Here is a 26,679-nt window from a genome sequence, read left to right as displayed (position 1 = left end):
CCCCGCGCGCGGATGCGCGCGGGGCCCGGGTCCACGGTTCGGCGCGGCCAGGCCGGCCCGTCGACGACGGCGGCTTACACCGAATCTGCGCGCCGTGTTCGCGGTACGCCCACAATCCGGTGTTTGGATGGGCCGATGAGCCAGCTCACGAGCGCGACGCCCACCGCCGCCGACCAGATCGCGTACCTGGACACGGCAGCGGCCACTTTGGTCGGGCGCGACTACAAGAGGCGTGCACTCGACGCCCTCGACCTGCGGCCGGGGCACGCCGTGGTGGACATCGGCTGCGGCCCGGGGACCGATCTCGGGCGGCTGGCCGACGCGGTCCAGGCCGGCGGCCGGGTCGTCGGAGTCGACAGTGACGCGCGGATGCTCGCGGAGGCCGGCCGGCGGCTGGCCGACCGGCCGACGATCGAGCTGCGCGCGGGCGACGCGCACGCGCTTCCGCTGGACGACAGCAGCATGGACCGGGCCAGGATGGACCGGGTCCTCATGCACGTCGAGGATCCCGCGACGGTGCTGACGGAGGGTCGTCGGGTGCTGCGTCCGGGCGGTGTGCTCGCGATGGCCGAGCCGGACTGGGACACCCTGGCGGTCGCGGACGAGGATGTGCGGACGAGCCGCGGCTTCGCCCGCTTCGTCGCGGGGCGGGTGCGGAACCCGACGATCGGGCGGGAGCTGGTCCGGCTGTCGGTGCTGGTGGGCCTGCGGGTGAGATCGGTCGAGGCGGTCGCCGTCGTCTTCCGGGACTTCGACACCGCGGACCGGATTCTGGGGCTGCGGCGCAATTCGGCCCGCGCTGTGGCGGCCGGCGAGCTCACCGACGCGGACGTTCAGCCGTGGCTGCGGCGTCTCACCGACGGTCCCCTGCTGGCGGGTTTCACCCTGTACCTGGTCACGGCCGAAGCCTGACGCCGCGCGGCGGGCCGGTCCCGACTCGGCGTCGCCCCCGTCGTCGGGCGCGACGTACCCGGGGCGATTCTGCACCGAACCTTCCCGAACGTCCCGTCGCTGCTGGCAGGCTTGGTTGGCCGACGCGCACCGAGGGCCGCCGGCCCGACCGGCGACCCGACAGCGCCTCGCGGCCGAGAGGAGCGTTCGTGACCGACCAACCGGAGGACTTCGACCTGCTCGTCGTGGGCGGCGGCAAGGCCGGCAAGACGCTGAGCATGGACGTTGCCCGGTCCGGCCGTCGGGTGGCGATGGTGGAGCGCGGCATGATCGGCGGTAGCTGCATCAACGTCGCGTGCATCCCCACGAAGGCGCTGGTGACGAGCGCGCGGGCGGCCCGCCAGCTGCGCCACGCCGCCGCGCTCGGCGTCGTGGTCGAGGGCGGCCGGGTCGACGTGGACCTGCTGCGGGCGCACAAGCAGGACGTCGTCGATCAGATGGTCGCCGCCAACCGGCAGCAGTTCCTCGACTCGGGTCTGCACCTGGTGATCGGTCAGGCCCGGTTCGTGGCCACGCGGACCGTGCGGGTGTCACTGGCCGACGGCAGGGAGCGACTGCTGCGCGGCGACGACGTGGTCATCAACACGGGCACCCGGCCGTACCTGCCGTCCGTACCCGGGATGGCCGAGGCCGGAGTGCTGACCAGCGACGATCTGCTGCGCCTGAACCGGTTGCCGGCACGACTGGTGGTGCTCGGCGGCGGCACCGTCGGGGTGGAGTTCGCGCAGATGTTCGCGTCGTTCGGCAGCGCGGTGACGGTGATCGAGGGCGGTCCGCAGCTGCTGACCCGTGAGGACCCCGACATCGGCGACGCGATGATGCGGGTCTTCCTCGACGACGGCATCGACGTACGCGTCGGGGTGACGGTCGCCCGGGTCGACCGCGACGCCGACGGTACGGTCCGGATCACGCTCGACGACGGCAGCGTGGTGACCGGCGACGACGTGCTCGTGGCGGCCGGCCGGGCGCCGGTCACCGACGGGCTCGGGCTGGACGCGGCCGGTGTCCGACTCGACGACCGTGGCTTCGTGCTTGTCGACGAGTACCTGCGCACCAGCGCCGAGCGGACATGGGCCGCCGGGGACGTCGCGGGCAGCCCGCAGTTCACCCACGCCCCGCTCGACGACTATCGGATCATCCGGGCGAACCTGGCCGGTGAGCAGCGCAGTACGGCGGGCCGGCTCATCCCGTACACCGTCTTCACCACCCCGGAGCTGGCGCGGGTCGGTCTCGGCGAGAGCGACGCGCGCCGCGCCGGGTACGACGTCCAGGTGGCCCAGCTGCCCGTCGCCGCGATCCCCCGGGCCCGCACCCTGCGCCAGACGCAGGGCATGTGGAAGGCGGTGATCGACGCCCGCACCGACCAGATCCTGGGCGCGGCGCTGCTCGGCGCGGAAGCGGGCGAGGTGATCACCTCGGTGCAGTTGGCCATGCTCGCCGGCATGCCGTGGACCGCGCTGCGGGACGCGATCATCACGCATCCGACCATGGCCGAGGGCCTCAACCTGCTCTTCGCGTCGCTGAAGTCCCGCCCGGTGCGCTGACCCGGCGTCAGCGGTGGGCGGCGACCTCGGCGCGTACCCGCTCCTGGAAGGCACGCGCCTGGGCGCCCGTGGGCGGTGGCCCACCGTGCCGCGCGGCGATCGCCCGGCGGATCACCTCGGCCGGGTCGCCGGTGTCGACGAGACGCCGGCCGGCGGCCACCTTGGACAGCCACTCACCGTCGCGGTGGCGCACCAGCGAGCGGCAGGCACCGAGCACCGCGTCCTCCGCGCCGGGCGCGGGCCGGTCGCCCGGTGGCGTCGGCAGGGCCAGCCACCAGGTCAGCGCCTCGATCAGCAGGCGGCTCAGGTCGGCCGGGGTGAGGTCGCCGAAGACCTCCGCCGCCGGCGGCCCGAGCAGCGCCACCCCGCTCTGGTGCAGGATGCTGCGGTCCAGCCCGTACCAGAAGCGGCCGTCGGCGCTCGGGCGGTCCGCCGGGTCGAGGGTGCGGCGGAACGGCATCGCGGGCCCGGTGTTCAGCTCGACCTCGAAGCCGGGCTCGGGGCTGCCGGCCGCGGCCACGGCCCGCTGGTACACGACCAGTTCCAGCCCGCGCGCCGGGCAGGGCAGCGCCTCGTGGCGCAGCCGTGCCACCAACGTCCGCTTGACGGCCTCGGTCAGCGCACCGGCGCAGACCAGCGCCACGTCCACGTCGCTCCGGCCGGCCTGGTACGCGCCGAGCCCCACCGAACCGGCCGCGTACGCGCCGACGAGATCGGCGCCGAGCACGTCCCGGGCGGTGTCCACGAGGTCGTCGAGGTAGCGCCGAAGATCAGAGTCCACGCCCCATCCTCACCCGTGGACGCGGGCACGTCGGCACCGGGCCGGCGGCCCTAACCGGCGTAGAGCAGCAGCAGGCCGGCGACGGTGTACGCGACCATCAGCGCGAGCAGCGGGAGCTGACCGGCCACCGCCCGCGCCCGGGGAAACAGGTACAGGGCACGGTCGTGGGCGAGCAGCGTGCCGAGCAGGTGCCCGACGATGATGACGGTGATCTGGAGGTTGGCCACCCCGGACGGGGTGACCAGCCCGGTGTGCGGCTGCCAACCCGCCGTGCCGAACCAGTCCGCCCCGGTGTCGCGCGGGTCGGACAGCAGGGCGACGGTGCGCTGACCCTCCAGGATCAGCAGCGAGTAGTAGTGCGCCACCACGTAGCCCACCGCGATCGGCACGATCGAGTGCGCGAGTTCGCTCGGCACCCGCGCCGGCTCCGCGGCGTCTGCCGGCTCTGCCGGCTCTGCCGGCTCCGCGGCGTTTGACGGTCTGGCACGGCCGACGCGGGCGGCGGCGCCGGTGGCGAGGAGGTACGCCACGGCGACGACGCCGATGACCACGATCAGTCCGGCGCTGCCGGTGACCGCCGGGGGCAGGCCGTTCTCCTGGGAGAAGCGCAGCCACGCCGGCGCGTTGGAGAGGCTGTCGAACATAGTCGAGCCGAGCAGCACGATCACCACGGCGACGAGCCCGGGACGGGGCCGCAGCCCGGCGATCCCGTCGAGCGGGTTGCGCCACACCAGCACGCCGTCGGCGGCCCTGCCGATCGGGGCGAGCTGGCCGACGAGCGCGCTGTAGACCTCGAACGGGTCGGCCCGGTCGAACCAGCCCGCGCCGAACAGCGCGGCGCCGCCCAGCATGACCACGGCGTACCCGGCCAGCCACGCGGTGATGACCGGCAGGGTGGCCCGGTCCGGCGCGACCAGCTCCAGCCAGACGAACCCGAACAGGGTGAGCGCGGCCGGCCAGAGCCCCAGGCCGGCGGGCAGCTCCCGGACGCCGCGCGCCGGCTCGCGCCGCGCCGCCAGGGCGACGAGCAGGTGCACGGTACGCAGCGGGTTGACCGCCCGCCAGACCGGACCGAACAGCAGCGAGACGGGTACCAGCCCGACCCAGAGGAGCACGTAGAGCGCGCCGGCCGTCGGATTGTCCGGGGTGTCCGGCCCGCCGAGCAGGCCCACGCAGAACCAGCCGGCGGCGAGCAGTCCCAGTCCGCGCAGCGCCCACCGGAACGCGGGGGCGTCGACGAGGCCGGCCAGCCGGTCGGGTACCGGTCGGCCACCGGCGGCGTCCCGGTCGAGGCGTGGCTCGCGCCAGAGCAGGCCCAGGGCGAGGAACGTGACGACCAGGGTCAGGGCGGCGGCGACGACGAGTTCGGGCAGTGTGATCGGCAGGTCCTGGCGGCCGCCGACGCCGTGCGCCAGCAGCGCGGGAGCGGCGGACATCCCGCTCAGCGGACGACGAGCTGGAACAGCACCAGCTCGGTCTCGTGCGTCTCCACCTCGAACAGCCCGGTCTTCTCGGCCCGGAACTCCACCGAGCCGGGCGTGCCGGCTGGCAGTCGGGCGCCCAGGTCGTAGCCGTGCACGTGCAGTTCGTCGTCCGCGTCCGAGGTGACAGTGATCCGGACGAGTTGGCCCTTGGCCACGGTCACCCGGCCGGTGGGCGGGCTGATCCGTCGTTTGGCGATGGTCACGGTGATCTCCCGGTCGACCGCGGGCGTGCTGGCGGTGGCGGCGGGAGTGGGACTGTCCGCCGAGGCCGGCGCGGAGGCGGTCGGTGCGGCGGCCGACGTGGCCGGCGTCGAGGGGGCGGCCCCGGACGGGTCGTCGTCCTGCCCGCAGCCGGCGGTGAGCAGGGCGCTGAGCAGACCGGTGACGAGGAGGGTGGTGGGGACGGCGGCGCGGCGGGCACCGGGGGCGCGGACGAGCACGGGCGGACTCCGAACGACGCGGGGGGCGGGGTGTCGAGCTGATCGTCGGAGGGTGAACTCTACGTCTTGTTCGGCGGTGGGGAAATGACCATGATGAACGAATGCGATCGAGGCTGGTCACTGTCTGTCACGTTGTGTGCCGCACCGTCGCGGTGCTGGCGGCGCTGCTGGTGGTGTCGCTGGCGCTGCCCGCCGCCCCGGCGTCGGCGCACGGGCAGTTGGCGACCTCCACGCCGCTGACCGGCACCGTCGTCCGCAAGCCCCTGGCCCAGGTCGGGTTGTACTTCACCGAGAAGCCGGCCGCCAACGCGCACTTCACCCTCACCGGCCCGAACGGGTCACGGGTGGACAGCGGCTGGTCGTACGGCGAGCCGAAGCGGCTGGACAAGCCGGTCCAGGAGTACTTCATGGTCAACGGCGTCTTCGAGCCGCGGCTGTACCACACCGGCTTCCCCGCCATGGTGACCGTCGCCCACTGGCCGGCGAAGGGCCGCTACACCGCCAACTACCTCACGGTCGCCTCGGACGGCGAAGCGGTGCGGGGCACCGTCACCTTCGACTACCAGGGCCCGAGCACGGCCGCCCCGGCCGGCTGGACGGCACCGACGAACGGTCCCGAGCCCGCCCTCCTCGCCCAGGCCGAGGGCACCCCCTCGGCCTCCGCCGTGCCGGCGGCGACACTCCCTGCGGACGCCACCCCCGCGGCCGCGCCACCGGCGTCCCCACCGGAGGGAGGGCTTCCGCCCTGGGTGGTGCCCGCCGCCGTCGTGGTGGTCGTCGGCACGATCATCGTGGTGGCGGCCCGCCGCCGGCCGGCGCCGTCCGGCGGCACCACCCGCCCGCGCGGCGCAGCGCCTCGGCCACGGGGCGCGGCCTCGCGTCCGCGCGGTGGAACGGACCGCCGGCCGGCTCGTCGCGGCCGCCGCTGAGGCGCACCGACGTGACCCCCCGGGCCGGGGCGCGGTCCGCCTTCTGTCCAGCAACGACCATCGGCGGCCGGGTGTACCGCCCGGAGCACCCCACCCCCTGGCCGGGACCTGAAACGCCGTCCGGCGCTGGCGCATTTCCGACATCCAGGGAGCAGTGCCGCGATCTTTCGCACGAACATCGGGAACTTTTGATGTATCGATGCAAAGGCATGGACAGCCCTATCGAAACCCCTTAATGTCTCGACCCATCAACCCGGTGTTTCCGGAGCGTCACTCGTCGGCGTCGAGGGCGTTACGGACCGGGCCGGCGGCCACCGCCTCACCATCTCTGCACGCCGGCCGTCGGTCACTCCTATCCTCTGTGGAGGAACGATGGGCACACCGCTGCTGCGCCGATTCCGCAGTCCCGTCCTGGGCGCGCTCGCGCTCGTCCTCGCGGTCGGCTTCTGGGCCGACCCGGCCGACGCCGCCCCCGAGCAGGAACCGGGCGTCACTCTGCGCGTCTATGACGTCCAGGTGCCGCTCTCCGAGATCTGCACGCTCAAGCCCGCGCAGACCCCGAACGTGGACAAGCTGATGTCCACGATCAACTGGACGTCGCCGGCCGACTTCGGCTTCGACGACAACTTCGTCTCGCAGGTGCTCGGCAACATCACGATCACCCAGGCCGGGAGCTACACCTTCCGGCTCAGCAGCGACGACGGGTCCAAGCTGACGATCGACAACACCATCGTGATCAACCACGACGGCCTGCACGGCGCCACCCCACCCAAGGAGGGCGCCGTCACCCTCGCCGCCGGGCTGCACCCACTGCGCATCGACCACTTCGAGCGCGCCGGTGGCCAGCAGATCACGCTGGAGTGGCGGACGCCCGGCTCGTCGTCCTTCGTGGTCGTACCGACCTCGGCGCTGAGCACCGACGCCGGAGTCGTACGGGTGACCGCACCGGGGCGCAAGGAGTGCGAGGGCGTCACCGACTCCCCTGGCGACGGGTTGCCGCTCACCGGCGTGCACCCCGGCTACACGCTCACGAACCTGCGACCCTCGGGCTTCCAGCCGAAGGTCACCGGGATGGACTGGCTGGCCGACGGCCGGCTGGTCATCAGCACCTGGGGTGGCAGCGACCAGTCCGGCACCTCCCAGGACGGCGAGGTGTACATCATGGGCAACACCGGCGGCGCGACCGGTCCCGGGTCGGTGACCACCAAGAAGATCGCCGGCGGCCTCAAGGAGCCGATGGGGCTCAAGGTCGTCGACGGCGTGGTCTACGTGTCGGAGAAGCAGCGGCTCACCCGGCTCGTGGACACCACCGGAGACGAGGTGGCCGACCGCCTCGACACCGTCGCCACCTGGCCGTACGGCGGCAAGTTCCACGAGTTCGCGTTCGGTCTGCTCTACCAGGACGGTTCCTTCTACGTGAACCTGTCGGTGTCGATCGACTACGGCGGCGCGACCACGGTGCCGCAGCCCGCCGCCAACCGGGGAACCACCATCAAGGTCAACAAGGACACCGGCGCGGTCAGCTACATCGCCGGCGGCCTGCGGACGCCGCACGGCATCGGCTGGGGCCCGGAGGGCGGCATCTTCGTCACCGACAACCAGGGCGGCTGGCTGCCGTCGTCGAAGCTGGTGCACATCAAGCAGGGTCGCTTCTTCAACCACTACATGACCCCGGCGGGCCCGTTCGACGCCAACCCGGTCACCCCGCCGGTGCTCTGGATGCCGCAGAACGAGATCGCCAACTCCCCCAGCACGCCGCTCTACCTCACCACCGGGCGCTACGCCGGGCAGTTCGTGATCGGTGACGTCACCTACGGCGGCCTCCAGCGCGCGTCGGTGGAGAAGGTCAACGGCGAGTACCAGGGTGCGCTGTTCCGGCTCACCCAGGGTCTGGAGGCGGGCGTCTCCGAGGTCAACCTCGGTCCGGACGGCGCGATCTACGTCGGCGGGCTCGGCGCGGGCGGCAACTGGGGGCAGACCGGCAAGCTGACGTACGGGTTGCAGAAGCTCACCCCGAACAGCACCAGCACCTTCGAGATGCTGGCCATGCGGGCCACCACCGCCGGTTTCGAGGTGGAGTACACCCAGCCGGTCTCGGCGGAGACCGCCGCCAACCTGGCCGCCCACTACAAGGTCAAGCAGTGGCGGTACGAGCCGACGTCCAACTACGGCGGCCCGAAGATCGACGAGGAGACGTTGACCGTCAGCGGGGCCACCCTCTCGGCGGACGGCAGGAAGGTCAGCCTGACCGTCGACGGCCGCAAGGCCGGCCGGGTGGTCTACCTGCGGTCACCGCGCCCGTTCACCTCGACCAGCGGGCAGTCGTTGTGGAGCACCGAGGCGTGGTACACGCTCAACGCCATCCCGGGCGTCACCCCGCCGAGCGGCGGGACCAACCTGGCGCTCAACAAGCCGGCCACCGCGGACAGCTCCTGCTCGACGACCGAGGGGCCGGCCAAGGCCGTCAACGGCAGCGTCACCGGCGGAAACAGCGACAAGTGGTGCTCGAAGGGCACGTCGAAGTACCTCCAGGTGGACCTGGGGGGCAGCTACGCGGTGAACCGGGTGGTGGTCAAGCATGCCGGCGCCGGTGGTGAGGACACCGCCTGGAACACCCGGGACTTCACGATCGCGTCCAGCCCCGACGGCACGAGCTGGACCACCCGGGCCACGGTGACCGGCAACACGGCGAGCACCACGACGCACGACCTCACCGCGCCCGGTGCCCGTTACGTCCGGTTGGCCGTCACCGCGCCGACCAGCACCAGCGACACCGCGGCGCGCATCTACGAGTTGGAGGTGTACGGCAGCGCCGCCAGCGGCGCGGGCAGCATCACCGGCATCGGCGGCAAGTGCCTGGACGTGGACAACGCCGGTACCGCCGACGGCACCAAGGTGCAGTTGTGGACCTGCAACGGCACGGGCGCGCAGTCGTGGAGCCGGTCCGGCGACACGTACCGGGCGCTGGGCAAGTGCCTCGACGTGGACAACGCCGGCACCGCCGACGGCACCAAGGTGCAGTTGTGGACCTGCAACGGCACCGGCTCGCAGGTGTGGCAACCGCAGTCCGACGGGTCGATCCGCAACCCGCAGTCGGGCAAGGTGTTGCAGGCCGCCGGGGGCGGCACCGCCGACGGCACCCAGATCCAGATCGGCACGTACGTCGGTGGCGCACACCAGAAGTGGGTGGTCACCGCCGGCTGACACCCGTCGGGGCGCGGTCTGGCCGGCCGGTCAGACCGCGCTCCGCGCCGACCGTCGGTCGGCCAGCCCGACGGGACACGGCTTCGGTCAGGGACCCTGCGGCAGGGGTTGGGCCAGTGCGCGCAGGTCCGCCGGGAGTTGGGACAGGGCGTCGGAGAACTCGCGGTGCCCGACCACCCGGTGCATGGTCTGCAGAACCGCCCGTACTCCCCGTTCGGCCCCGGGCCGGTCGGTCCCGGCGCGGTCGGCCACGCGGCGCAGGAACTCGTCGTACCCGAACGCTTCCGGCGGCTCGGCGGCCTTGACCAACAGTGGGCTCAGCTCGACGGCCAGGTGGGGAGCGAGCGCGGCGGCCTCGCCGCCGCTGAGGCGCTCGGTGAGCGTCCGCAGCACGGCCTCGGTCAGCGGGCGTGCCTGCGCGGGCGGGATGCCCGCCCGCGCCGCGACCTTGTCGACGAATCCCAGATCGGCCATGGTCCCGCCCTTTCCGTTGCCGAGACGCGTGGCTACCCCGGCCCACCGGCGGCAAACCCGGGCGCGACGAGGTCGCTTCTGTCGGTTGCCCCGCGCCCGGCCAGCCCCGTCTCGTACGGTGAGATCGGACCGGGTTCACGCCGGCCGCCCGGCGGCGGCCCGTGCCGCAGGAGGAGCAGATGGCGGTCGACCTGCCCGACGTGATCGACAGGTACTTCCGGGCCGTCCGCGACGGCGACCTCGACGCCTTGGTCGCCTGCTTCGCGGACACCGCGAGCGTGGCCGACGAGGACCGGTTGTACGAGGACCGGCCGTCGATCCGCTCCTGGGCGCAGCGGACGATGGCGGCCTCCTCGTACACCGCCGAACCGCTGCGGGTGACGCCCCAGGCGGGCGACTCGTACCTGGTCATCGCGCGGGTGTCGGGGGAGTTTCCGGGCAGCCCGATCGAGCTGCGGTACCGGTTCACCCTGCGCGACGACCTGATCGGCGCCCTGGACATCCGCCCGTAGCGTCCACGCGAGTCGCCCGCCAGGAGGAGACGTCGTGCCACGGGTCCGTCGCGTTCGAGGCGACGCCCTGACCTCCTCGAAGGGCGAATCGCCGACCCGCGCCCGACGCTCCGCGTCGCGTCGTCGGGCCTCGGAAGCGGACCGGAACGGCTTATGGTGATCACCCGCCGAACGGACGACGTGGCCGGTCGGCCGACGGATGACATGATGTGCCGACAACAGCTGACGCTACGAGGAAGGGTGCTGCTGTCTGATGGCGCACTTCGAGGCCCGCACGTCCACGACACCCGGGCGGATCGTGGTGACGCTGACGGGTGAGTGTGACCTGGCCGCCCAGGCTGAGCTGACGGCCGTGCTGTCCGCGGCGGTACGCGCCGCGCCGGTGGTGGTGGTCGACGTCGGCGGGCTGCGGTTCCTCGACTCCACCGGCCTGCACGGCCTGGTGACCGCCCATCAGGAGGCACGCGCGAACGGCCGACATCTGTACGCCGTGAACGCCGCCGGCCCGGTCGCGACAGTCCTCGACATCACCGGCATCGGCAACCTGCTGCGCCCACCCGCCGACGACTCGCGGCTGGCGGGCTGATGGCGGCCGACCGGCGGGAGACCCGCGGCGTGACCGAGCAGCCCTCGCCAGCCCTGCGGACGGACACCATGGCGTACGAGGTGGCGACCGACCTGCGGGCGCTGCGCGCGTTCGTCTGCTCCGGCGCCATCGCCCGGGGCCTGTCGGCCGAGCGGGTGGAGCTGCTGGCGCTGGCGGTCAGCGAGCTGGCCACGAACACGTTGCAGCACACCGCCGACGGTGGCCGCGTCCGACTCTGGGCCGAGGGCGACCAGTTGTTCTGCGACGTCGTCGACCAGGGCCCGGCGCGGGCGTTCGGTCGGGCCATGCCGGCCGCCGACGCGGTACGGGGTCGCGGGCTGGCCATCGTCGAGCAGATCTGCGACGAGGTGGCCGTGCTGGCCGCCAGTGAGGGCACCGTGGTCCGGATCCGGCTGGCGCTGTGAGCGGGGCGGCTCAGGGCAGCACGCGCACGGCCAGGGTGCACGTGTCGTCGTCCGGGTTGGGATGGTTGAGCAGGTCACGCAGCCGGGCGAGGGGCTGCTCCCCCGGCGTCGCGGTGAGCGCCGAGAGGGTCGCGCGCACCTGCGGCAACCGGTCCTGCTCGGGCGCGCGTCGCTCGATGAGGCCGTCGGTGTAGAACAGCACGAGGTCGCCGGGGCTCAGGCGCGGGGAGAGCACCGGGTACACCGCGTCGTCACCGGCGCCCAGCAGCAGACCCGGGGGGCGGTCGAGCGGGTTGGTCTCGCCGGCGCGGGACAGCAGCGGCACCGTGTGCCCGGCGCGGCCCCAGCAGAGCACCCGGGTGGCCGGGTCGTACACCGCGACCACGGCGGTTCCGGTGATCGAGAGCTGCCCGCAGAGCCGGTTGAGGTGCCCCAGCAGCACCGACGGGTCCCGGATGCCGATCGACAGCCAGGCCACCAGGGCGAAGCGCAGGTGCGCCATTCCGCTCGCCGCGTCCAGCCCGTGACCGGTGACGTCGCCGACGGCGAGCACGACCTTTCCGTCCGGCAGGGACTGCGCGTGGTACCAGTCCCCGCCGACCCGCGCGGCGCTCTCGGCCGGCAGGTAGTTGACCACCGCCTCCAGGCCGGCCAGCGGAAACGGGTCGCGGGGCACCGGCTGGATGAGGTTCTGCAACTGCCCGGCCAGCCGGTGCTCGGCGAGGGCGGTCATCTCCCGCGTCCGCAACTGGTCACTGAGTCGCTCGATGGCGGTCCGGGAGTCCACCCGGGCGGTCACGTCCTGCACCACAGCGTGGATCTTCAGCGGTGCGCCGTTCGCGTCGCGGGAGACGTCGGAGAGGATCCGCAGGTACCGGACCGCGCCCGCCGCCTGGAACCGGACCGTCACGTCCGAGGAGGCACCGCTGTCCAGCGTCTGCCACGCCGTCTCGCGCAGCATGTAGTCGTCGGGGAGCAGGGCGGCTGCCTGCTCGGCGCGCGACATCGGGCCGAGCGCCGGATCACGCTCGAAGATGCGGTACATCCCGGGTGACCACTGGCTGACCCCGCTGGCCAGGTCGTACTCCGCCCAGCCGAGGTTGCCCAGCAGCTCGGTACGGTCCATCCGCCGGCGGTCCTCGTCGAGGCGCTGCCAGGACACCAGCAGACCGCCGAGAACGCGGTGCACGTGGACGTCGAACAGCGAGTCGGCGACGACGCCGGTGCGTTTCTCCACGTACCGGAAGTCGGCCAGGCGGCCGGACGAACCGGTGGCGAGCACCTGCTGGTACAGCTGCCAGAGGGGTCCGCCGACCATGCTGGGGTACAGCTCGCTGAGCCGGGCGCCCACCCGGTCCACGCCCCGACCGTAGATGTCGTGGCTCTGGCCGCTGGTGGCCGCGATCCGGAAGTCGGCGACCGCCCGGTGGTCGTCGGGCACGGGCAACAGCCACGTACACCCGGCCGGGACGACCGCAAGGATCTCCCGGACGACCGCCTCGACCGGCCGCGTCGCTTCGGCGGCGTGCGCGCCGGGACCACCGTGGTCCGCCATGGCACGAAGCCTAGTCACCGACCGGCGAACGGCACACAGCCGGCGCATCGAGGTGGCATTCCGGCCGGGTGGGCCCACGGTGGGACGAGACGCGCCGCCGCGCCGATGCGCCCCCGTCGAGGCGTGCCGACTGCCACAATGCGGTCAGTCCGGACGGTGGCGTCGGACGGAGGAGACCAGGAGGACGGCCATGCCGGACAGCGAACGCGAGGCGGAGCTGCTCGACGCCGAACGCACCCTGCAGGCCGCGCAGCGCGCCGGTGACGTCGCGGCCCTCGATCAGTTGCTGGTCGACCAGCTCATCGCGATCGGCCCCGACGGCCGCCAGCACGGCAAGGCCGAGGACCTGGCCGCGCACCGGGACCGGACCTCGGTGATCGAGGAGCTGATCGAGGAGGAACTGGACCTGCTCGTCGTCGGACGGACCGGTGTGACGTTCTTTTTGGGCCGGGTGGCCGGGGTGTTCAACGGCGAGCCGTTCGCCGCGCGCCTGCGCTACACCCGGACCTGGATCCACGACGACCCGCACGGCTGGCGGATCCTCGCCGCACACATCAGCCCGGTCTGACCCGCCGGGCCGGGCTGTCCCGCTTCAGCTCACGGTGGCGTCGATCGGGCCGACGCGCAGCAGACCGTCGTTGAGCGGGGTGCAGCGGATGCCGCCCGTGGTGCGCAGCGCCTTCCAGGCGCCCGGACCGACCGTGACGTCCATCCAGGCGCACGGGCGGGCCGCCCGGTTCACCCGCAGGCTGACCGGGCCGTCGCCGGAGTCCAGGATCAGGACCCGGCCGATCAGCTCGTCCACGGCGATGCCTGCGGTGAGGATGTTGCGCCGGACCTGCGCCAGGCCGATGCCGGCCGGCAGGGACTCCTGGGCGATCACGGTCACGCTGGCGTCGCGGTGCGCCGGCTTGCCGAAGTAGCGGTCGCCGACGATGCCGAGGCCGGCGCGGAGCGCAACGGTGTCGACCAGCTCGCCGGGCGGGGCCGGCGCCGGGCCGTCGGAGGGCCGGCCCCGAAAGCGGTGCACGGGCGAGGCCAGCAACTCGACGATCTGCGGCATGGCACGGATTCTACGAACCGGACGTGCCCTGCGGGCCGGCTCGGCGGACGGGGTGCAGTGCCGGGGACGACCGCACGAAAGGCCGCCGTCCCCGGCGGTCTCAGGCCGGTGTGCCGGTGACGGTGAGGTTGCGCAGTCGGCCGACGTTGTCGAACGAGCCGAAGCCCACCCGCCCCGAGCCGAAGGTGGTGTCCTTCGCGGTCAGCAGCGGGTCCCGGTGCCCGTCGACGTAGACGGCGATCTCGCCGGTGGCCGGCAGGTGCACGAGGCGTACGCGGTGCCAGTCGGCGTCGGTGATCGCCGGGTTGGCGCCACGGGAGCGGCCGTTCCACTGGTGGTCGATGCGCTCCCGGTCGGCGTTGTTGACCTTGAAGATGCCGTTGTGCGGATAGATCGTGTTGTCGGTGGAGAGGTGGGCGTAGTAGAACTCGGTGTCCGAGCGCCAGCCGAAGACGATGATCACGTCGCGGTTGCTGACCTCCACCGGCGTGTCGAGTCGTACCCGAGCGTCGACCTGGACCGACGACCACACCGGGCCGGCGGTCAGCACGGCGTACTCGAAGGGCCGGCGCGGGCCCGGCCGGCTCTCGCCGGCCTCGGCGAGGATGACCTGGTCGCGGGTGAACTGCCACTTCGCGGGCGTCACCGGCGCCCAGTTCGCGGCGCCCGAGGTGTGGCGCAGCGTGGTGTCGCCGACGTCGCCGCTGGCGAACTCCCTCGTGCCGGTCACCTTCCAGATCGTGCCGTTGGCCTTGGCGACGAGGTACAGCTCGCCGGCGGCGTCGGTGCCGAAGCGCAGGTCGACCCGGTTGGGGTCGCCGGGGGCGCCCGGTCCGGAGAGGTCCCGCATCCGCACCGGGCCACCCGCGGCGTCGAAGAGCGCGAGCTGGTGGATCGGGGCGAGGCCGTGACCGCGGCGCATCTCGTTCGCCTCGGTGTAGAGCACCCGGCCGTCGACGAGGTCGCCGAAGACGTACTTGCCGCGTAGCGCGGGCACCGCGTGCCCGCGGTAGACGAACCCGCCGGCCACCGCGACGCCGACGTCCGCGGTGCAGTTCCAGTCCGCGGCGGGGTCGTGGTCGTACGCGGCGACGGGGTACGTGTAGCCGTAACGCTCGTCGTCGGCCGGCAGCGGGAACAGCCGGTCGCAGGGGTTGGTGGCCGCCTTGTCGAAGACGAAGGAGCCCTCGCGCTCGCTCCAGCCGAAGTTGTCGCCGGCGCGGACCTCGTAGATCGCCTCGATGGCGTGCTCACCGATGTGCCCGAGGTACATCCGGCCGGTCGCCCGGTCCCAGCTGAACCGGTGCGGGTCGCGGAAGCCCACGGCGTAGATCTCGCCGAGCGCGCCGGCCTGCCCGACGAACGGGTTGTCGGCGGGAATACCGTACCGGCCGTTGGCCGAGTTGGCGCCTCGCGGGTCGATGCGCAGCAGCTTGCCGTGCGGCAGGCCCAGGTTCTGCGGGTCGGTGTTGCGGACGCCCAGGCCGCCGTCGCCGACAGCGAGGTACAGCAGGCCGTAGTCGCGGTCGTGGCGCTTGGCCGTCGGGTTGAAGTTGATCTCCTGGATGCCGTGCACCTGCCCGCCGAAGCCGATGCGCAGCACCTCCCGGCGGGTGCCGGCGAAGGTGTCGGCGGCCGGGTCGGTGGCCGTCCACTCGGTGATGACGCCGTGGTAGATCGTGCCGGCCTGGGCGTAGTCCGGTGGCGTGGTCGCCGCCGACGCCAGCTCGGTGTGGATGGTGTAGAACCGGCCGTTGACGGCGAACTCGGGGTGGAAGGCGACGTAGCCGAAGCCCTGGCCGAGCCCCCGGCCGGAGAAGAACCGGGGCGCGAACGTCGCCGCCACGTCGAGGTAGACGTGCGGCACGCCGTTCTCGACCAGGTAGAGGTTGCCGTTCAGGTCGGGCACCGCGCGCCGGCCGGAGCCGTCGGGCAGCTCCATGATGGTGTTGATCCGGGCGGTCCGCATGAGCCGTTGGTCCGTCGGCGCGGGGGTCGGGTACGACTGCGGGAAGCGGGCGTACTCGCTCAGGACCAACCCGAGGCGGGACTGGATCGGCATCTCGGGGATCGGGTCGTAGACCGCGCCGGCGGCTCGGGCGGGGCCCGCGACCAGGGTGGACAGCACCACCACGAGGGCGGTGAGGCCGGCCGTCAGCGCGGACCGGCGGACGCGGCCGGGGCGGCGGTGGAGGATGCGCACGCGTGTCTCCTTCTCGGTGGGACGGTGCCGAGGGTGGTCAGCGGGCCATGCGGTCGTACTGCCTGCGCACGTCGCGCGCGGAGACCACGCTGTCGAGGAACAGCAGGCCGTCCATGCGGCAGTCGCAGGGGTTGCGCTCCAGCGTGTCCTGCGGGAAGCTCCCGCCGATCTTGATGCCCCGGGGGTCGGAGGCGGTGGTCACGTGCGGGCCGGGCCCCGACACGAGCCACGGGTCGTCGGTGCGGGTGTAGAAGCCGTCGACCGGTTCGCCGTTGCGGTAGAGGGCCAGCGCGCCGGTGCCGAAGTCGAAGGTGGCGGCGAGGTGCACCCACTCCCCCACCGGCAGCAGGTCCCGCCAGTCCCGATTCGCGGCGAAGGTCTGCGAGTTGCCACCGTCGAGGCGGCGGCCGAGCGCGACGAGGCGCAGTTCGCCGTCGACGTCGATCAGCTCCAGCAGGGCCCGGACGCCGTGGCCGTCGGAGTCGCCGGTGAGCAGGCCGGCCAGCCCTATCGCGTTGTACCGGTCGTTCGGGTCGGCGGTGGTGGAGTTGAGCGCCGGGCTGTCCATGTTCAGCTTGAACCAGCCCATGATGGTGGTGCCGCCGGTGGCGCTGAAGGCGCGCAGCGTCCGCACCCCGCTGGCCGACCACGTTCCGGCCTTCCAGTCGTCGTTGCCGGTGGTCGCCGGGTCGACCTGCCGGGTCTGCACCGCGTTGCCGCTGCCCCGGTAGGCGCGGTCGGGCACCCGCATCGCCGCGCCGCCGTTGATCAGCTCGATCTCGGTGCCGGAACGGCCCTGGTCACGCTCCAGGGCCGGGTCGCCCGGCACCGGGTGGTCGAAGTCGTACGCGGCGACCAGGTGCGCTCGCAGAGCCGGGTGGACGTCGTGCGCGGTGCTGCGGTCCGCCTGGGCCGGCGGCCCGCCGACGCCGGTCAGCACGCCGACCACCAGGAGCGAGACGGCGACGATTCGGGCTCTGGACATCGTTCACCTCGTTTCGCGGCACGCCGGTGCCCGCTACGTAAGCGCTTACGTAAGCGCTTACGTACCCTAGGCTTCGTCGAACGTCACTGGCAATAGATCCGGTGACATGGATGTCTCGGGGAGTCGCGGATGCCCAGGGCTGGCCAGCGGCCGCGCCTCGTGGAGGTGGCCGAACGTGCGGGCGTCTCACTGGCGACCGCCTCCCGGGCCCTCGCCGGCCGCGAGGGGGTCAGCACCGAGGTGGCCGACCGGATCCGGCGGGTCGCCCACGAGCTGGGCTACGTCGCCAACCCGTACGCCCGCACCCTGGCCGGGGGCGCCCGGTCCACCGTCGGGTTGATCGTCCACCAGGTCGACGACCCCTACTTCTCAGAGATCGCCGCCGGGGTCATCCAGCTCGCCGCCGAGCAGGGGCTGCTGGTGCAGATCTGCCAGTCCGGCCGGGACCCGGGCTACGAGCTGCAACAGCTGCGCCACCTCATCGCCCAGCGGGTCGGCATCATCCTGATCAGCGGCTCCGGGTACGACGACCCGCGAGTCGAGGCCGAGGCCCGCGCCGAGCTGGCGGCGTTCCAGGACCACGGCGGCCGGGTCGCCGCCATCGGGCGGCACGCGCTCGGCGTCGACGCCGTCCTGCCGGACAACGAGGCCGGCGGCCGCGCGCTCGCCGCGCACCTGATGGACCTCGGCCACCGCCGCATCGCGGTCGCCGCCGGCAGCGCCGGCCTCACCACGGTCGCCGACCGGCTCGCCGGCGTGACGTCCGCGCTGCGGCAGCGCGGGCTGCGCCCCGCCGACCTGACGGTCGTGCACGGGGACTTCACCCGCGGCGGCGGACGGGCCGCCACCGAGCAGATCCTCAACGAGCACCCGGAGACCACGGCGATCGTCGCGCTGAACGACGCCATGGCGATCGGCGTCCTCTCGACGCTGCGGTCGCGCCGCGTGCCGGTGCCCGCGCGGATCTCCGTCGTCGGCTTCGACGACGTCTCCGTCGCCGCCGACCTCGCGCCCAGCCTCACCACCATCCGGCTGCCGATGACCGAGATGGGCCGCACGGCGCTCACCCTCGCCCTCAAGCCCCGCTCGGCGCGTCCCCGCCGCCGCGCCACCGGCCACCTGCTGGTCGTCCGCGACTCGACCGGCCCCGCCCCGACGACCTGACCGGCGGCAGGGGTGCGGTCAGACCGCCAGGGCCGCCCGGACGTCCCGCTCCGCCGTGACTCCCCCGTCGCCGTCCGAGGTGACCCGACCGGATTCCAGCACGTGGTAGCGGTTCGCCACCCGCAGCGCGAAACCCAGGTGCTGCTCGACGAGCAGCACGCTGAAGCCGGGCTGTCGGGTCAGCTCGACGATCCGCTCCTGGATCTCCGCGACCACCGACGGCTGGATGCCCTCGGTCGGCTCGTCGAGCATCAGCAGCCGGGGCCGGGTGATCAGCGCGCGGGCGATGGCCAACTGCTGGCGCTGGCCGCCGGAGAGCAGCCCGGCCCGTCGGCGCAGCAGCGGGCGCAGCGCCGGGAACAGGTCCAGCACCTCCGCCGTGGCCACCGCGCCGTCGCGCCGGCCGTCGGCGACCAGGCGCAGGTTCTCCGCGGCGGTCAGGTGCGGAAAGCACTGCTGGCCCTGCGGGACGTACGCCATCCCGCGCTCCACCCGCTCGTGCGGCGCGAGACGGGTGACGTCCTCGCCGTCCAGCTCGACGGTGCCGGCGCTGGGTCGCAGCAGACCCGCCGCGACCCGCAGCAGGGTGCTCTTGCCGGCGCCGTTGTGCCCGAGCACCGCGGCCACCCCGTCGGGCGGGACGGCCAGGTCCACCCCGTGCAGCACCCTTGAACGCCCGTATCCGGCGTGCACCCCGCGCAGGGTCAGCATCATGCCTCCAGAGGGCTGGGGGCCGACCCGGCGGCGACCGGGTGGCCAAGGTAGACCTCCTGCACGCGCGGGTCCGCCTGGACCTGCGCCACCGTGCCCTCGCTGAGCACCTTCCCCGCGTGCAGCACCGTGACGCTGCGCGCGAACCGGCGCAGGAAGTCCATGTCGTGCTCGATCACCACCACCGTGCGGTCCCGGCTCACCGTCTCCAGCAGCGCGCCGGTGGCGTCGCGCTCCTCGTGGCTCATCCCGGCGACCGGCTCGTCGAGCAGCAGCAGCCGCGCGTCCTGCACCAGCAGCATCCCGATCTCCAGCCACTGCTTCTGGCCGTGCGCGAGCGTCCCGGCGAGCTGGTCGGCCCGCCCGGTCAGGCCGATGGTCTCCAGCGCGGCGGCCACCTCGTCGGGGATCCCCCGCCGGCGCCGCGCCAGGGTCACCCAGCTCCGCCGGGCGCCGGCCGCGATGTCGAGGTTCTGCACGACCGACAGCTCCTCGAACACCGTCGACGTCTGGAAGGTCCGCCCGATGCCCAGCCGGCTGATCCGGTGCACCGGGCGGCCGAGCAGCTCCTGGTCGCCGAACCGCACCGAGCCGGTGGCCCGCACCAGGCCGGTGACCGCGTCGACGAGGGTGGTCTTGCCGGCGCCGTTCGGGCCGATCAGGAACCGGATGTCGCCGGCCGGCACCTCCAGCGAGACGCCGTCGACGGCGGTGAAGCCGTCGAAGCTGACCCGCACGTCACGGACGGACAGGCCGTCCAGCCGCTCGCCGCTCATGCCGCGCTGGCTGGGCATGCGCTCACGGCCCTCGCTGCGCTCGGTGCGTTCGCTCATGCCGCCGGCACCTCCGTCCGCTCGACGCGACGTCGACCCAGTGGTGACCACCCGCGCCGGCTCGGCTCCGGGCCGCCGTCGCGGCGGCGGGCCAGCGCCCACAGCGACGCCAGGCCGCCGGGAAGGAACGCCACCACGACCACGAAGAGCAACCCCTGCAGGTACGTCCAGGTGCCCGGGAAACGCTCCGACAGGGCGGTACGCGCCCAGGCCACCGCCACCGCGCCGAGCACCGGGCCCAGCAGCGTCGCCCGGCCACCCACCGCGACCCCGATGACGAACTCGATCGACGGGACGATCCCGATCAGCGCGGGCGAGATGATGCCCACCGCCGGCACGAACAGCGCCCCGGCCAGCCCCGCCATACCGGCCGCGACCACGTACGCCACCAGCTTGACCGACGCCGGGTCGTAGCCGAGGAAGCGGACCCGCTCCTCGCCGTCGCGGACCGCCACCAGCAGCTCGCCGTAGCGGCTGTGGATGAGCTGACGGGCCAGCGCGAGCAACGCCAGCAGGACACCGGCGATGATGAAGTAGACCATCCGCTGGTTGACCGGATCGTCGAGGTCGTAGCCGAAGAAGCCCTCGATGTCGGTGAGCCCGTTGGTGCCGCCCGTGGTGCCCTGCTGCCCGATCAGGAGGATCACCATGGCGGCCGCGAGGGCCTGGCTGAGGATGGCGAAGTACGCGCCCCGCACGCGGCGGCGGAACACCAGCGAACCGAGCCCGAAGGCGACAGCCATCGGCAGCAGCACCGTGGCGGGCAGCGCGAACCACGGGCTGGCGAACGGCCGCCACCACAGGGGCAGTTCGTCGAGCTGCCCGTACAGCTGCATGAAGTCGGGCATCCCACCCGGGCCCGCGTCGGCGAGCTTGAGGTGCATGGCCATCGCGTAGCCGCCCAGGCCGAAGAAGACGCCCTGGCCGAGGGTGAGCATCCCGCCCCGGCCCCAGGCGATCCCGATGCCCACCGCGACCATGGCGACGCAGAGGTACTTGGCGAGCAGGGCCAGCCGGAAGTCCGACAGCACAAGCGGCGCCACGGCGAACAGCAGCGCCGCGCCGAACGCGAAGCCCGCCGCCGCGCGCAGCCGCGACCGTCCCCCCGGCGGGTTCGGCGGTACGGCGCCAGCGGGTGCCGGTCGCACGGCGGTGTCCGGTGGGGCGGGCGTCACGGCGGTCATGCGAGGCTCCTGGTCCGCAGGGTGAACAGGCCCTGTGGCCGCCACTGGAGGAACGCGACGATCGCCACGAACACGATCACCTTGGCGACGCTGAGGGTCGTGAGGTACTCCCCGGTGGCCTGGAGCACGCCGAGGGCGAAGGCGACGATCACGCTGCCCTTGAGTTGGCCGATCCCGCCGACCACGACGACCAGGAAGGCGTCGATGATCAGGTTGGTGCCCATGGTCGGGCCGATCGGGCCGAGCAGGGTGAGCGCCACCCCGGCGAGCCCCGCCAGGCCGGAGCCGAGGAAGAACGTCGTCCGGTCGACGCGGGCGGTGGGAATGCCGGACACCGCGGCGAGGTCGCGGTTCTGCACCACCGCGCGGATCCGGCGCCCGAGCGGGGTGAGCCGCAGCGCCAGGGAGAGCGCCGCGACGGCGGCCAGGGCCAGGGCCAGGATGAACAGCCGGTTGTTGGCGATGGTCAGCCCGCCGGGCAACGCCACGTTGCCGGTCAGCAGGTCCGGCGCGCGGGTCTGCACGTTCGGGCTGCCGAAGACGTCGCGGGCGAGCTGTTGCAGCATCAGCGACACCCCCCAGGTGACCAGCAGGGTGTCCAGCGGGCGCGCGTAGAGCCGGCGGATCAGCAGGATCTCCAGCAGCACACCCATCGTGCCGGCGACCGCGAACGCCACCGGCAGCGCGACCAGCAGCGACAGGCCGGCGCCGGTGATGCTCTGCTGCAGGACGTACGTGGTGTACGCGCCGGCCATGATGAACTCGCCGTGCGCCATGTTGATGACGTTCATCTGGCCGAAGGTCAGCGCCAGCCCGAGCGCGATGAGCAGCAGCACCGCGCCGATGCTGATGCCGGTGAAGAGTTGACCGAAGAGGACTGTCACGGTGGGTACTCCGTACTGCTCGTCGGGTGGCCCGGGCGGGCCGCGAGGCGCGCGCCGCCCGGGCCGGCGTCGTCAGCTCAGGCCGCTCGCCCACGGGTAGGTCTTGAGGTACGGGTCCGGCGCGACCGGCTTGCCGGAGTTCCACACCTCGGTGATCAGACCGTCGGCGCCGATCTTGCCGATCCGGGCGGTCTTGGCGATGTGCTGGGTCTTGCCGTCGACGGTGACCAGGCCCTCCGGCGCGTCGAAGGTGATCCCGTCGGAGGCGGTACGGACCTTCTCGACGTCGAACGCGCCGGCCTTCTCGACCATCGCCTTCCACAGGTACACGCTGACGTACGCGGCCTCCATCGGGTCGCTCGTCGGCTTGTCCGCGCCGTACTTCGCCTTGTACGCGGCCACGAACTTCTCATTCGCCGCGCCGGGCGTGGTCTGGTAGTAGTTCCAGGCGGTGAGCTGGCCCTGGAGGTACTGGGTGCCGATGCCCTTGACCTCCTCCTCGGCGATCGACACCGACACCACAGGCATCGCCGCGGCGGTCAGGCCGGCCGACTTGTACTCCTTGAAGAAGGCCACGTTGCTGTCGCCGTTGAGGGTGTTGAACACGGCATCCGCGCCGGACGACTTGACCTTGTTGACGATCGTGCCGAATTCGGTGGACCCGAGTGGCGCGTAGTCCTCACCGGCCACGGTCATCCCGTTGGCGGCCGCGTACGCCTTGATGATTTTGTTGGCGGTACGGGGAAACACGTAGTCACTGCCGACCAGATAGACCGACTTCACCCCCTCGGCCTTGAGGTAGTCGAGCCCGGGAACGATCTGCTGGTTGGTCGTCGCTCCGGTGTAGAAGATGTAGGGTGACTGTTCCAACCCCTCGTACTGCACCGGGTAGAACAGCAGCGCCTTGTTCTTCTCGAACACCGGCTTGACCGCCTTGCGGCTCGCCGACGTCCAGCAGCCGAAGACGGCGGCGACCCGGTCCTCGGAGATGAGCTTCTCGGCCTTCTCCGCGAAGGTCGGCCAGTCCGAGGCGCCGTCCTCCCCGACCGGCTGGATCTTCTTGCCGAGCACGCCGCCGGCCGCGTTGATCTCCTCGACGGCGAGCATGATGGAGTCGCGGACGGTGACCTCACTGATCGCCATGGTGCCGGAGAGCGAGTTGAGCAGGCCCACCTTGACGGTGTCGCCGGAGACATCGGCGGTGACGCCGGCCGCGCCGCCCTCGTCACTGGTCTTGCTGCCGCACGCGCTCAGCGCGGCCGCGGCGACGACGGTCATGGTGCCCGCCAGGATGCGGCGGCTCCAAAGAAGTGACATCTATTCTCCCTGCGGTGCACTCACGTGACGAATGGACGGTCGGTGCGGTCCGGTGGAGCTGAGTGGGCGATGCCGAGGTCGACGGGTGGACGCCGCCTGGGGTCATCGCATCGGGTACGGGCACGCAAAGCGTCGACCGGCTTGATTGCGTGAGTGTTTCCCAGTCCTTAATTGACTGTTTCCCGCGCCCGTTCGAAGGCGCACACCACAATGGCCGACACCGTCAGTCGGAGACGGCGCCGGCCTTGGGAAATTCCGAGGAAGAATGGCCACCACAATGGTCGGCAAACAGATTGCGCCAACGGTGGACACACATTCGCGGCATCCGGCCCTCGGCCAGATACTTCACGCAGGAAGCATCCTAGGGTCGAGCCGGGTGGGGCTGTCAAGGGCCGGAGGCGGCGGTCAGAGCTGGGCGAGCACCGTGAAGTCGAGACCGTCGGCCTCGGCGAGGTAGATCCGCTGACGCACGTGCCGCCGTCGCAGCCGCAGCCGACCGCGCGGCCCGTGGTACGCCACCGTGTCGGCGGCCGTCTCGATCGCCCGCACGTCGAGGGTGCGGGCCTGCCCGATCAGGGCGGCGAGCAGCATCACGCCCTCGTAGCAGGACTCCCCCAGGCTGCCCAGCGGCGGCGCCTCCACCCCGAACCGGCGGGCGAACTCACCGTGGAAGTCGAGATTTTCCTGCGTCACCAGGCCGGCGAAGAAACCTGCCGTGCTGTAGAGCCGCCGCGTCGCGCCGACGCCGCTGGCCAGCAGCATGTTCTCGTCCATGAGGGTGCTCAGTCGCAGGCAGCGCTGATCCATCCCGACGCGGGCGAACGCCCGGTTGAACCGCACCGCGTCGGCGCCGACGAGCAGCATCACCACCGCGTCGGCCTCGCTGCGCTCGATGTGGCGCAGCACGTCGTCGAAGTCGTGCGTCTCCAACGGCAGGAACGCCTGCCCCACCACCCGCCCACCGCCGCGCACCGCGTACCGCTGGGCGGCCCGCGCGGTGCGCCGTGGCCACACGTAGTCGTTGCCGACCACGAACCAGCGGCGTACGCCCTGTTCCCCGGCGAGCAGCCGCATCGCGGGCCACAGCTGGGCGTCCGGCGTCTCGCTGGTCAGGAACACCCCCTCGGTACGCTCACCGCCCTCGTACAGGGCGGTGTAGACGTACGGCACCCGGTGGGCGACCCGGGGCGCCAGCGCCTGCCGCACCGAGGAGATGTGCCAACCGGTCACGCCCTGCACGGCGCCCACCGACACCAGCGCCTCGACCTCGGCGGCCACCTCGGCCGGCGGGGCGCCGCCGTCGACCGGCACCAGCCGCACCTCGCAACCCAGCACCCCGCCACAGGCGTTGATCTCCTCGACCGCGAGCTGGGCGCAGAGTTCGCAGGTCGGGCCGAACATTCCCGCCGGCCCGCGCATCGGATAGACCAGCGCAATGCTGACCACGGCCCGATCGACGGTGAGCCACGGCGGTGCCGGCGCGGACATGAGCACATGATTGCCCGGCCCACCTCGGAAGACCAGAGCTCACCACGGACCGGGACGACTCGGTACCATGGCAGGGCCACCGCACCAGGGAGATCCATGTCAGACGTGCCCGGGGCGCCAGCCGACCTGCTGCGCTCGCTCACCCGCGCCGAACGGCTGCTCTCCCGCCGGTTGGGCGCCGTCCTGGCCGACGACGAGCTGACCACCGAGGCGTGGCGGGTGCTCTGCCTGCTCGCCGACGGTCAGGGTCACCCGATGAGCGAGGTGTCCGTTGAGGCGTCGCTCCCGCCGGGCACCCTCACCAAGCTGGTCGACCAGCTCGTCGACCGCAACCTCGTCTTCCGGCGGATCGACCCCCTGGACCGCCGACGCATCCGGGCCTACCTGACGGCCCGGGGCCGCGGCGAACACGCCCGCCTCGACGAGCGGATTCGGGCCAGCCTCGCCGACCTGGGCGTACCGGCCGACGCCGGCCTGATCGACCACCTCGACGACCTGATCGCCCGCCTCGACCCGACCCGTCGCCGCGACCACGCCGACGCAGCCGGTCCGCGCCACTGACCCGATCTCGGCGGGTCACTCCACCTTGGTGAGAAGCGGCTTACCCTTCTCGACGACGTACGTGGCCAGTTCGACGGCGACGCCGTCGCCGACGTTGCGTGCCTGGTGATGGACGCCGTACGGCACGGTGAGAGCGTCACCGACGTTGCACACCACCGGTGGCTGGCCCTCAAGGGTGTACTCCAGCGATCCCTGGAGTACGCAGATGATCTCTTCGCCGGGATGGAAGTGCTTGAACGGCGGTGAGTCCGGCGTGAATTCCACCCGACTCTGGATGACCTCGCGGCCCTCGATGCTGAGATCGTGTCGCTGGAGATCGACACGCCACAGCCCGGGCGCGCCCTCCACGGCTGTCGGGCTGATGCCCTCGGGGCGATCTTTCCCACTCATCACGGCCTCCTGTGAGCCGTCATCCGAACGGCGGTCGCTCCGGTTGGCACATCCCCTCGAGGATAGGAGGCTCCCCACCCCTGATGGGCCGAGATGCCGAACAACAGGGGTCCACCTACCCGCTGAGGTGGGCGCGCAGGGTGTGCGCGTCGGGGGCGGTCGCGGTCCACAGTGTCGCCGGGCCCCCGGCCAGCGGCAGTCGGGCGACGGTCCCGTCGACCGTCGCCGGCTCGACGGGCCGCGACGGGTCCACCAGCAGCAACGAGCCGGTGGCCGGCGCCCCGCCGAGCACGGCGGGGCCGGCCCAGCCGGGCGCCTGCGGTCCCACCGCCAACGACTGGCGCAGCAGCGGCCGGCCGTCGTAGTCGACCCGGGTGTGCACGACCGCACCGCCGGGCGACTCGCCGTACCGGCCGCAGATCAACTCGTCCCGCCAGCTCAGCCTCGCCCCGGCGGCCAGCTCGATCCGGGATTCGGCCAGGTGGGCGCAGCCGGCCGCCGCGATGAGTTGCTCGGGCAGCCAGTGCAGCGCTGCGCCGTCGTGCACCACCGCCCGCACCGCCATCCGCGACACCGCGCCGGGCCGGCCGGGCAGGGCGACCGAGGCGGCGACGCTGTGCACCCGTACCGCCGCTCCCGGCCCCACGTCGATCTCCAGACGGAGGTCGTCGCCGGCGAGCGGGCCGGCGGCCCCGCCCACGACGTGCACGGTCGCGACGCCACCGTCGCCCGGCGTCTGCCGCAACAGCAGCGGCGTCTCGCCGTGCAGCTCGGTCAGGACCGTGCCGCCCCGGCCGTCGGCCCGGGCCACCAGCCGGGCGAACGCTCGCATCAGGCCGGGCCGGCCGGCGCGGCGACGGGGTGCAGAGCCGCGTGGTGGGCCAACTCGTGGCGGATCCAGTCGGCGACCCGACCCGCCGTCGGGTGGGCGCCCGGGAGGGAGGTGGCACGTCGGTGCTGCACGGACAAAAAAACCCCAATCGGTTTTCGGGTTTTTGTTTTATATTTTGT

The 26,679-nt window shown here is 72.6% G+C and carries 27 protein-coding genes; 10 read left to right on the top strand and 17 right to left on the bottom strand.

Annotated elements, in window-relative coordinates:
* Positions 1 to 135: 135 nt before the first annotated feature.
* Complete coding sequence (locus tag ABZU46_RS22225; RefSeq protein WP_354860685.1) at positions 136 to 912, top strand: methyltransferase domain-containing protein; 777 nt, start codon at positions 136 to 138, stop codon at positions 910 to 912.
* A 188-nt stretch (positions 913 to 1,100) separates the two neighbouring features.
* Positions 1,101 to 2,495, top strand: a complete 1,395-nt coding sequence (locus ABZU46_RS22220) for an FAD-dependent oxidoreductase (protein WP_354860684.1) — start codon at positions 1,101 to 1,103, stop codon at positions 2,493 to 2,495.
* A 7-nt stretch (positions 2,496 to 2,502) separates the two neighbouring features.
* Here the strand turns inward: ABZU46_RS22220 and ABZU46_RS22215 are convergent, their stop codons facing one another.
* The 3 genes from ABZU46_RS22215 to ABZU46_RS22205 are packed head-to-tail and all read right to left on the bottom strand — an operon-like array spanning position 2,503 to position 5,200.
* The gene (locus ABZU46_RS22215; protein ID WP_354860682.1) at positions 2,503 to 3,276 is read right to left on the bottom strand and encodes a nucleotidyltransferase domain-containing protein; all 774 of its coding nucleotides are present in this window, start codon (positions 3,274 to 3,276) and stop codon (positions 2,503 to 2,505) included.
* 50 nt (positions 3,277 to 3,326) lie between these two features.
* Positions 3,327 to 4,712 carry a hypothetical protein gene (locus ABZU46_RS22210; protein ID WP_354860680.1) on the bottom strand — a complete coding sequence of 462 codons (1,386 nt, stop codon included), beginning with the start codon at positions 4,710 to 4,712 and terminating at the stop codon, positions 3,327 to 3,329.
* A gap of 5 nt (positions 4,713 to 4,717) precedes the next feature.
* Entirely contained in the window at positions 4,718 to 5,200 is a 483-nt protein-coding gene (locus ABZU46_RS22205) for a hypothetical protein (protein ID WP_354860679.1), read from the bottom strand.
* Between the two features lie 101 nt (positions 5,201 to 5,301).
* Between ABZU46_RS22205 and ABZU46_RS22200 the strand changes: the two genes are divergently transcribed.
* Both ABZU46_RS22200 and ABZU46_RS22195 read left to right on the top strand, forming a co-directional pair.
* The gene (locus ABZU46_RS22200) at positions 5,302 to 6,129 is read left to right on the top strand and encodes a copper resistance protein CopC (RefSeq protein WP_354860677.1); all 828 of its coding nucleotides are present in this window, start codon (positions 5,302 to 5,304) and stop codon (positions 6,127 to 6,129) included.
* A 372-nt stretch (positions 6,130 to 6,501) separates the two neighbouring features.
* Entirely contained in the window at positions 6,502 to 9,333 is a 2,832-nt protein-coding gene (locus ABZU46_RS22195) for a ricin-type beta-trefoil lectin domain protein (protein ID WP_354860675.1), read from the top strand.
* A gap of 87 nt (positions 9,334 to 9,420) precedes the next feature.
* On the opposite strand, the gene ABZU46_RS22190 is transcribed toward ABZU46_RS22195, so the two are convergent.
* Complete coding sequence (locus ABZU46_RS22190) at positions 9,421 to 9,807, bottom strand: DUF2267 domain-containing protein (RefSeq protein WP_354860673.1); 387 nt, start codon at positions 9,805 to 9,807, stop codon at positions 9,421 to 9,423.
* A 179-nt stretch (positions 9,808 to 9,986) separates the two neighbouring features.
* On the opposite strand from ABZU46_RS22190, the gene ABZU46_RS22185 reads away from it, so the two are divergent.
* From ABZU46_RS22185 to ABZU46_RS22175, 3 genes are all read left to right on the top strand, one after another.
* A complete protein-coding gene (locus ABZU46_RS22185; protein WP_354860672.1) occupies positions 9,987 to 10,319 on the top strand; it encodes a nuclear transport factor 2 family protein in 333 nt (110 codons plus the stop codon).
* A 253-nt stretch (positions 10,320 to 10,572) separates the two neighbouring features.
* Entirely contained in the window at positions 10,573 to 10,905 is a 333-nt protein-coding gene (locus ABZU46_RS22180) for an STAS domain-containing protein (protein WP_354860671.1), read from the top strand.
* A 29-nt stretch (positions 10,906 to 10,934) separates the two neighbouring features.
* Positions 10,935 to 11,330: an ATP-binding protein gene (locus ABZU46_RS22175; protein ID WP_354860669.1), complete on the top strand. Its 396-nt coding sequence runs from the start codon at positions 10,935 to 10,937 to the stop codon at positions 11,328 to 11,330.
* A gap of 10 nt (positions 11,331 to 11,340) precedes the next feature.
* Here ABZU46_RS22175 and ABZU46_RS22170 read toward each other — a convergent pair whose 3' ends face one another.
* Complete coding sequence (locus ABZU46_RS22170) at positions 11,341 to 12,885, bottom strand: SpoIIE family protein phosphatase (RefSeq protein WP_354860668.1); 1,545 nt, start codon at positions 12,883 to 12,885, stop codon at positions 11,341 to 11,343.
* Positions 12,886 to 13,075: 190 nt separating this feature from the next.
* On the opposite strand from ABZU46_RS22170, the gene ABZU46_RS22165 reads away from it, so the two are divergent.
* Positions 13,076 to 13,453, top strand: coding sequence for a nuclear transport factor 2 family protein (locus ABZU46_RS22165; RefSeq protein WP_354860666.1), 378 nt, complete (start codon positions 13,076 to 13,078; stop codon positions 13,451 to 13,453).
* Positions 13,454 to 13,477: 24 nt separating this feature from the next.
* Here ABZU46_RS22165 and ABZU46_RS22160 read toward each other — a convergent pair whose 3' ends face one another.
* The 3 genes from ABZU46_RS22160 to ABZU46_RS22150 all read right to left on the bottom strand — a co-directional run bounded on the left by ABZU46_RS22160 (position 13,478) and on the right by ABZU46_RS22150 (position 17,136).
* Positions 13,478 to 13,948: a molybdenum cofactor biosysynthesis protein gene (locus ABZU46_RS22160; protein WP_354860665.1), complete on the bottom strand. Its 471-nt coding sequence runs from the start codon at positions 13,946 to 13,948 to the stop codon at positions 13,478 to 13,480.
* Positions 13,949 to 14,048: 100 nt separating this feature from the next.
* Complete coding sequence (locus tag ABZU46_RS22155; protein ID WP_354860664.1) at positions 14,049 to 16,151, bottom strand: PQQ-dependent sugar dehydrogenase; 2,103 nt, start codon at positions 16,149 to 16,151, stop codon at positions 14,049 to 14,051.
* 37 nt (positions 16,152 to 16,188) lie between these two features.
* On the bottom strand, positions 16,189 to 17,136 hold the full coding sequence (locus tag ABZU46_RS22150; RefSeq protein ID WP_354860663.1) for a LamG-like jellyroll fold domain-containing protein: 948 nt from the start codon (positions 17,134 to 17,136) through the stop codon (positions 16,189 to 16,191).
* Between the two features lie 129 nt (positions 17,137 to 17,265).
* Here ABZU46_RS22150 and ABZU46_RS22145 point away from each other — a divergent pair, with 129 nt between their 5' ends.
* Positions 17,266 to 18,300 (top strand): LacI family DNA-binding transcriptional regulator, encoded by a 1,035-nt coding sequence (locus ABZU46_RS22145; protein ID WP_354860661.1) that lies wholly within the window; start codon positions 17,266 to 17,268, stop codon positions 18,298 to 18,300.
* Positions 18,301 to 18,318: 18 nt separating this feature from the next.
* Here the strand turns inward: ABZU46_RS22145 and urtE are convergent, their stop codons facing one another.
* The 6 genes from urtE to ABZU46_RS22115 all read right to left on the bottom strand — a co-directional run bounded on the left by urtE (position 18,319) and on the right by ABZU46_RS22115 (position 24,717).
* Positions 18,319 to 19,014, bottom strand: a complete 696-nt coding sequence (urtE, locus tag ABZU46_RS22140; protein WP_354860659.1) for an urea ABC transporter ATP-binding subunit UrtE — start codon at positions 19,012 to 19,014, stop codon at positions 18,319 to 18,321.
* Positions 19,011 to 19,844, bottom strand: a complete 834-nt coding sequence (gene urtD / locus ABZU46_RS22135; protein ID WP_354860658.1) for an urea ABC transporter ATP-binding protein UrtD — start codon at positions 19,842 to 19,844, stop codon at positions 19,011 to 19,013. Before urtD ends, urtE begins: the two co-directional genes overlap by 4 nt.
* Positions 19,841 to 21,028 carry an urea ABC transporter permease subunit UrtC gene (gene urtC, locus ABZU46_RS22130; protein ID WP_354860656.1) on the bottom strand — a complete coding sequence of 396 codons (1,188 nt, stop codon included), beginning with the start codon at positions 21,026 to 21,028 and terminating at the stop codon, positions 19,841 to 19,843. The genes urtD and urtC overlap by 4 nt, the downstream gene beginning before the upstream one ends.
* Entirely contained in the window at positions 21,025 to 21,912 is an 888-nt protein-coding gene (urtB, locus tag ABZU46_RS22125) for an urea ABC transporter permease subunit UrtB (protein WP_354860654.1), read from the bottom strand. The genes urtC and urtB overlap by 4 nt, the downstream gene beginning before the upstream one ends.
* A gap of 72 nt (positions 21,913 to 21,984) precedes the next feature.
* Positions 21,985 to 23,229 carry an urea ABC transporter substrate-binding protein gene (urtA, locus tag ABZU46_RS22120; RefSeq protein ID WP_354860653.1) on the bottom strand — a complete coding sequence of 415 codons (1,245 nt, stop codon included), beginning with the start codon at positions 23,227 to 23,229 and terminating at the stop codon, positions 21,985 to 21,987.
* 405 nt (positions 23,230 to 23,634) lie between these two features.
* Entirely contained in the window at positions 23,635 to 24,717 is a 1,083-nt protein-coding gene (locus ABZU46_RS22115) for a substrate-binding domain-containing protein (RefSeq protein ID WP_354860651.1), read from the bottom strand.
* Positions 24,718 to 24,813: 96 nt separating this feature from the next.
* Here ABZU46_RS22115 and ABZU46_RS22110 point away from each other — a divergent pair, with 96 nt between their 5' ends.
* Positions 24,814 to 25,278 carry a MarR family transcriptional regulator gene (locus tag ABZU46_RS22110; RefSeq protein WP_354860649.1) on the top strand — a complete coding sequence of 155 codons (465 nt, stop codon included), beginning with the start codon at positions 24,814 to 24,816 and terminating at the stop codon, positions 25,276 to 25,278.
* A gap of 15 nt (positions 25,279 to 25,293) precedes the next feature.
* Here the strand turns inward: ABZU46_RS22110 and ABZU46_RS22105 are convergent, their stop codons facing one another.
* From ABZU46_RS22105 to ABZU46_RS22095, 3 genes are all read right to left on the bottom strand, one after another.
* Positions 25,294 to 25,668, bottom strand: coding sequence for a cupin domain-containing protein (locus ABZU46_RS22105; protein WP_354860647.1), 375 nt, complete (start codon positions 25,666 to 25,668; stop codon positions 25,294 to 25,296).
* Positions 25,669 to 25,783: 115 nt separating this feature from the next.
* Positions 25,784 to 26,500, bottom strand: coding sequence for an urease accessory protein UreD (locus ABZU46_RS22100; RefSeq protein ID WP_354860646.1), 717 nt, complete (start codon positions 26,498 to 26,500; stop codon positions 25,784 to 25,786).
* On the bottom strand, positions 26,500 to 26,631 hold the full coding sequence (locus ABZU46_RS22095) for a hypothetical protein (protein ID WP_354860644.1): 132 nt from the start codon (positions 26,629 to 26,631) through the stop codon (positions 26,500 to 26,502). Before ABZU46_RS22095 ends, ABZU46_RS22100 begins: the two co-directional genes overlap by 1 nt.
* Positions 26,632 to 26,679 lie beyond the last annotated feature (48 nt).

It is taken from the genome of Micromonospora sp. NPDC005197, from assembly GCF_040608295.1.
Classification (GTDB): Bacteria; Actinomycetota; Actinomycetes; order Mycobacteriales; family Micromonosporaceae; genus Micromonospora.
Note: the sequence above shows the minus strand (reverse complement) of the source record. Positions and strands in the feature narration are given on the sequence as shown.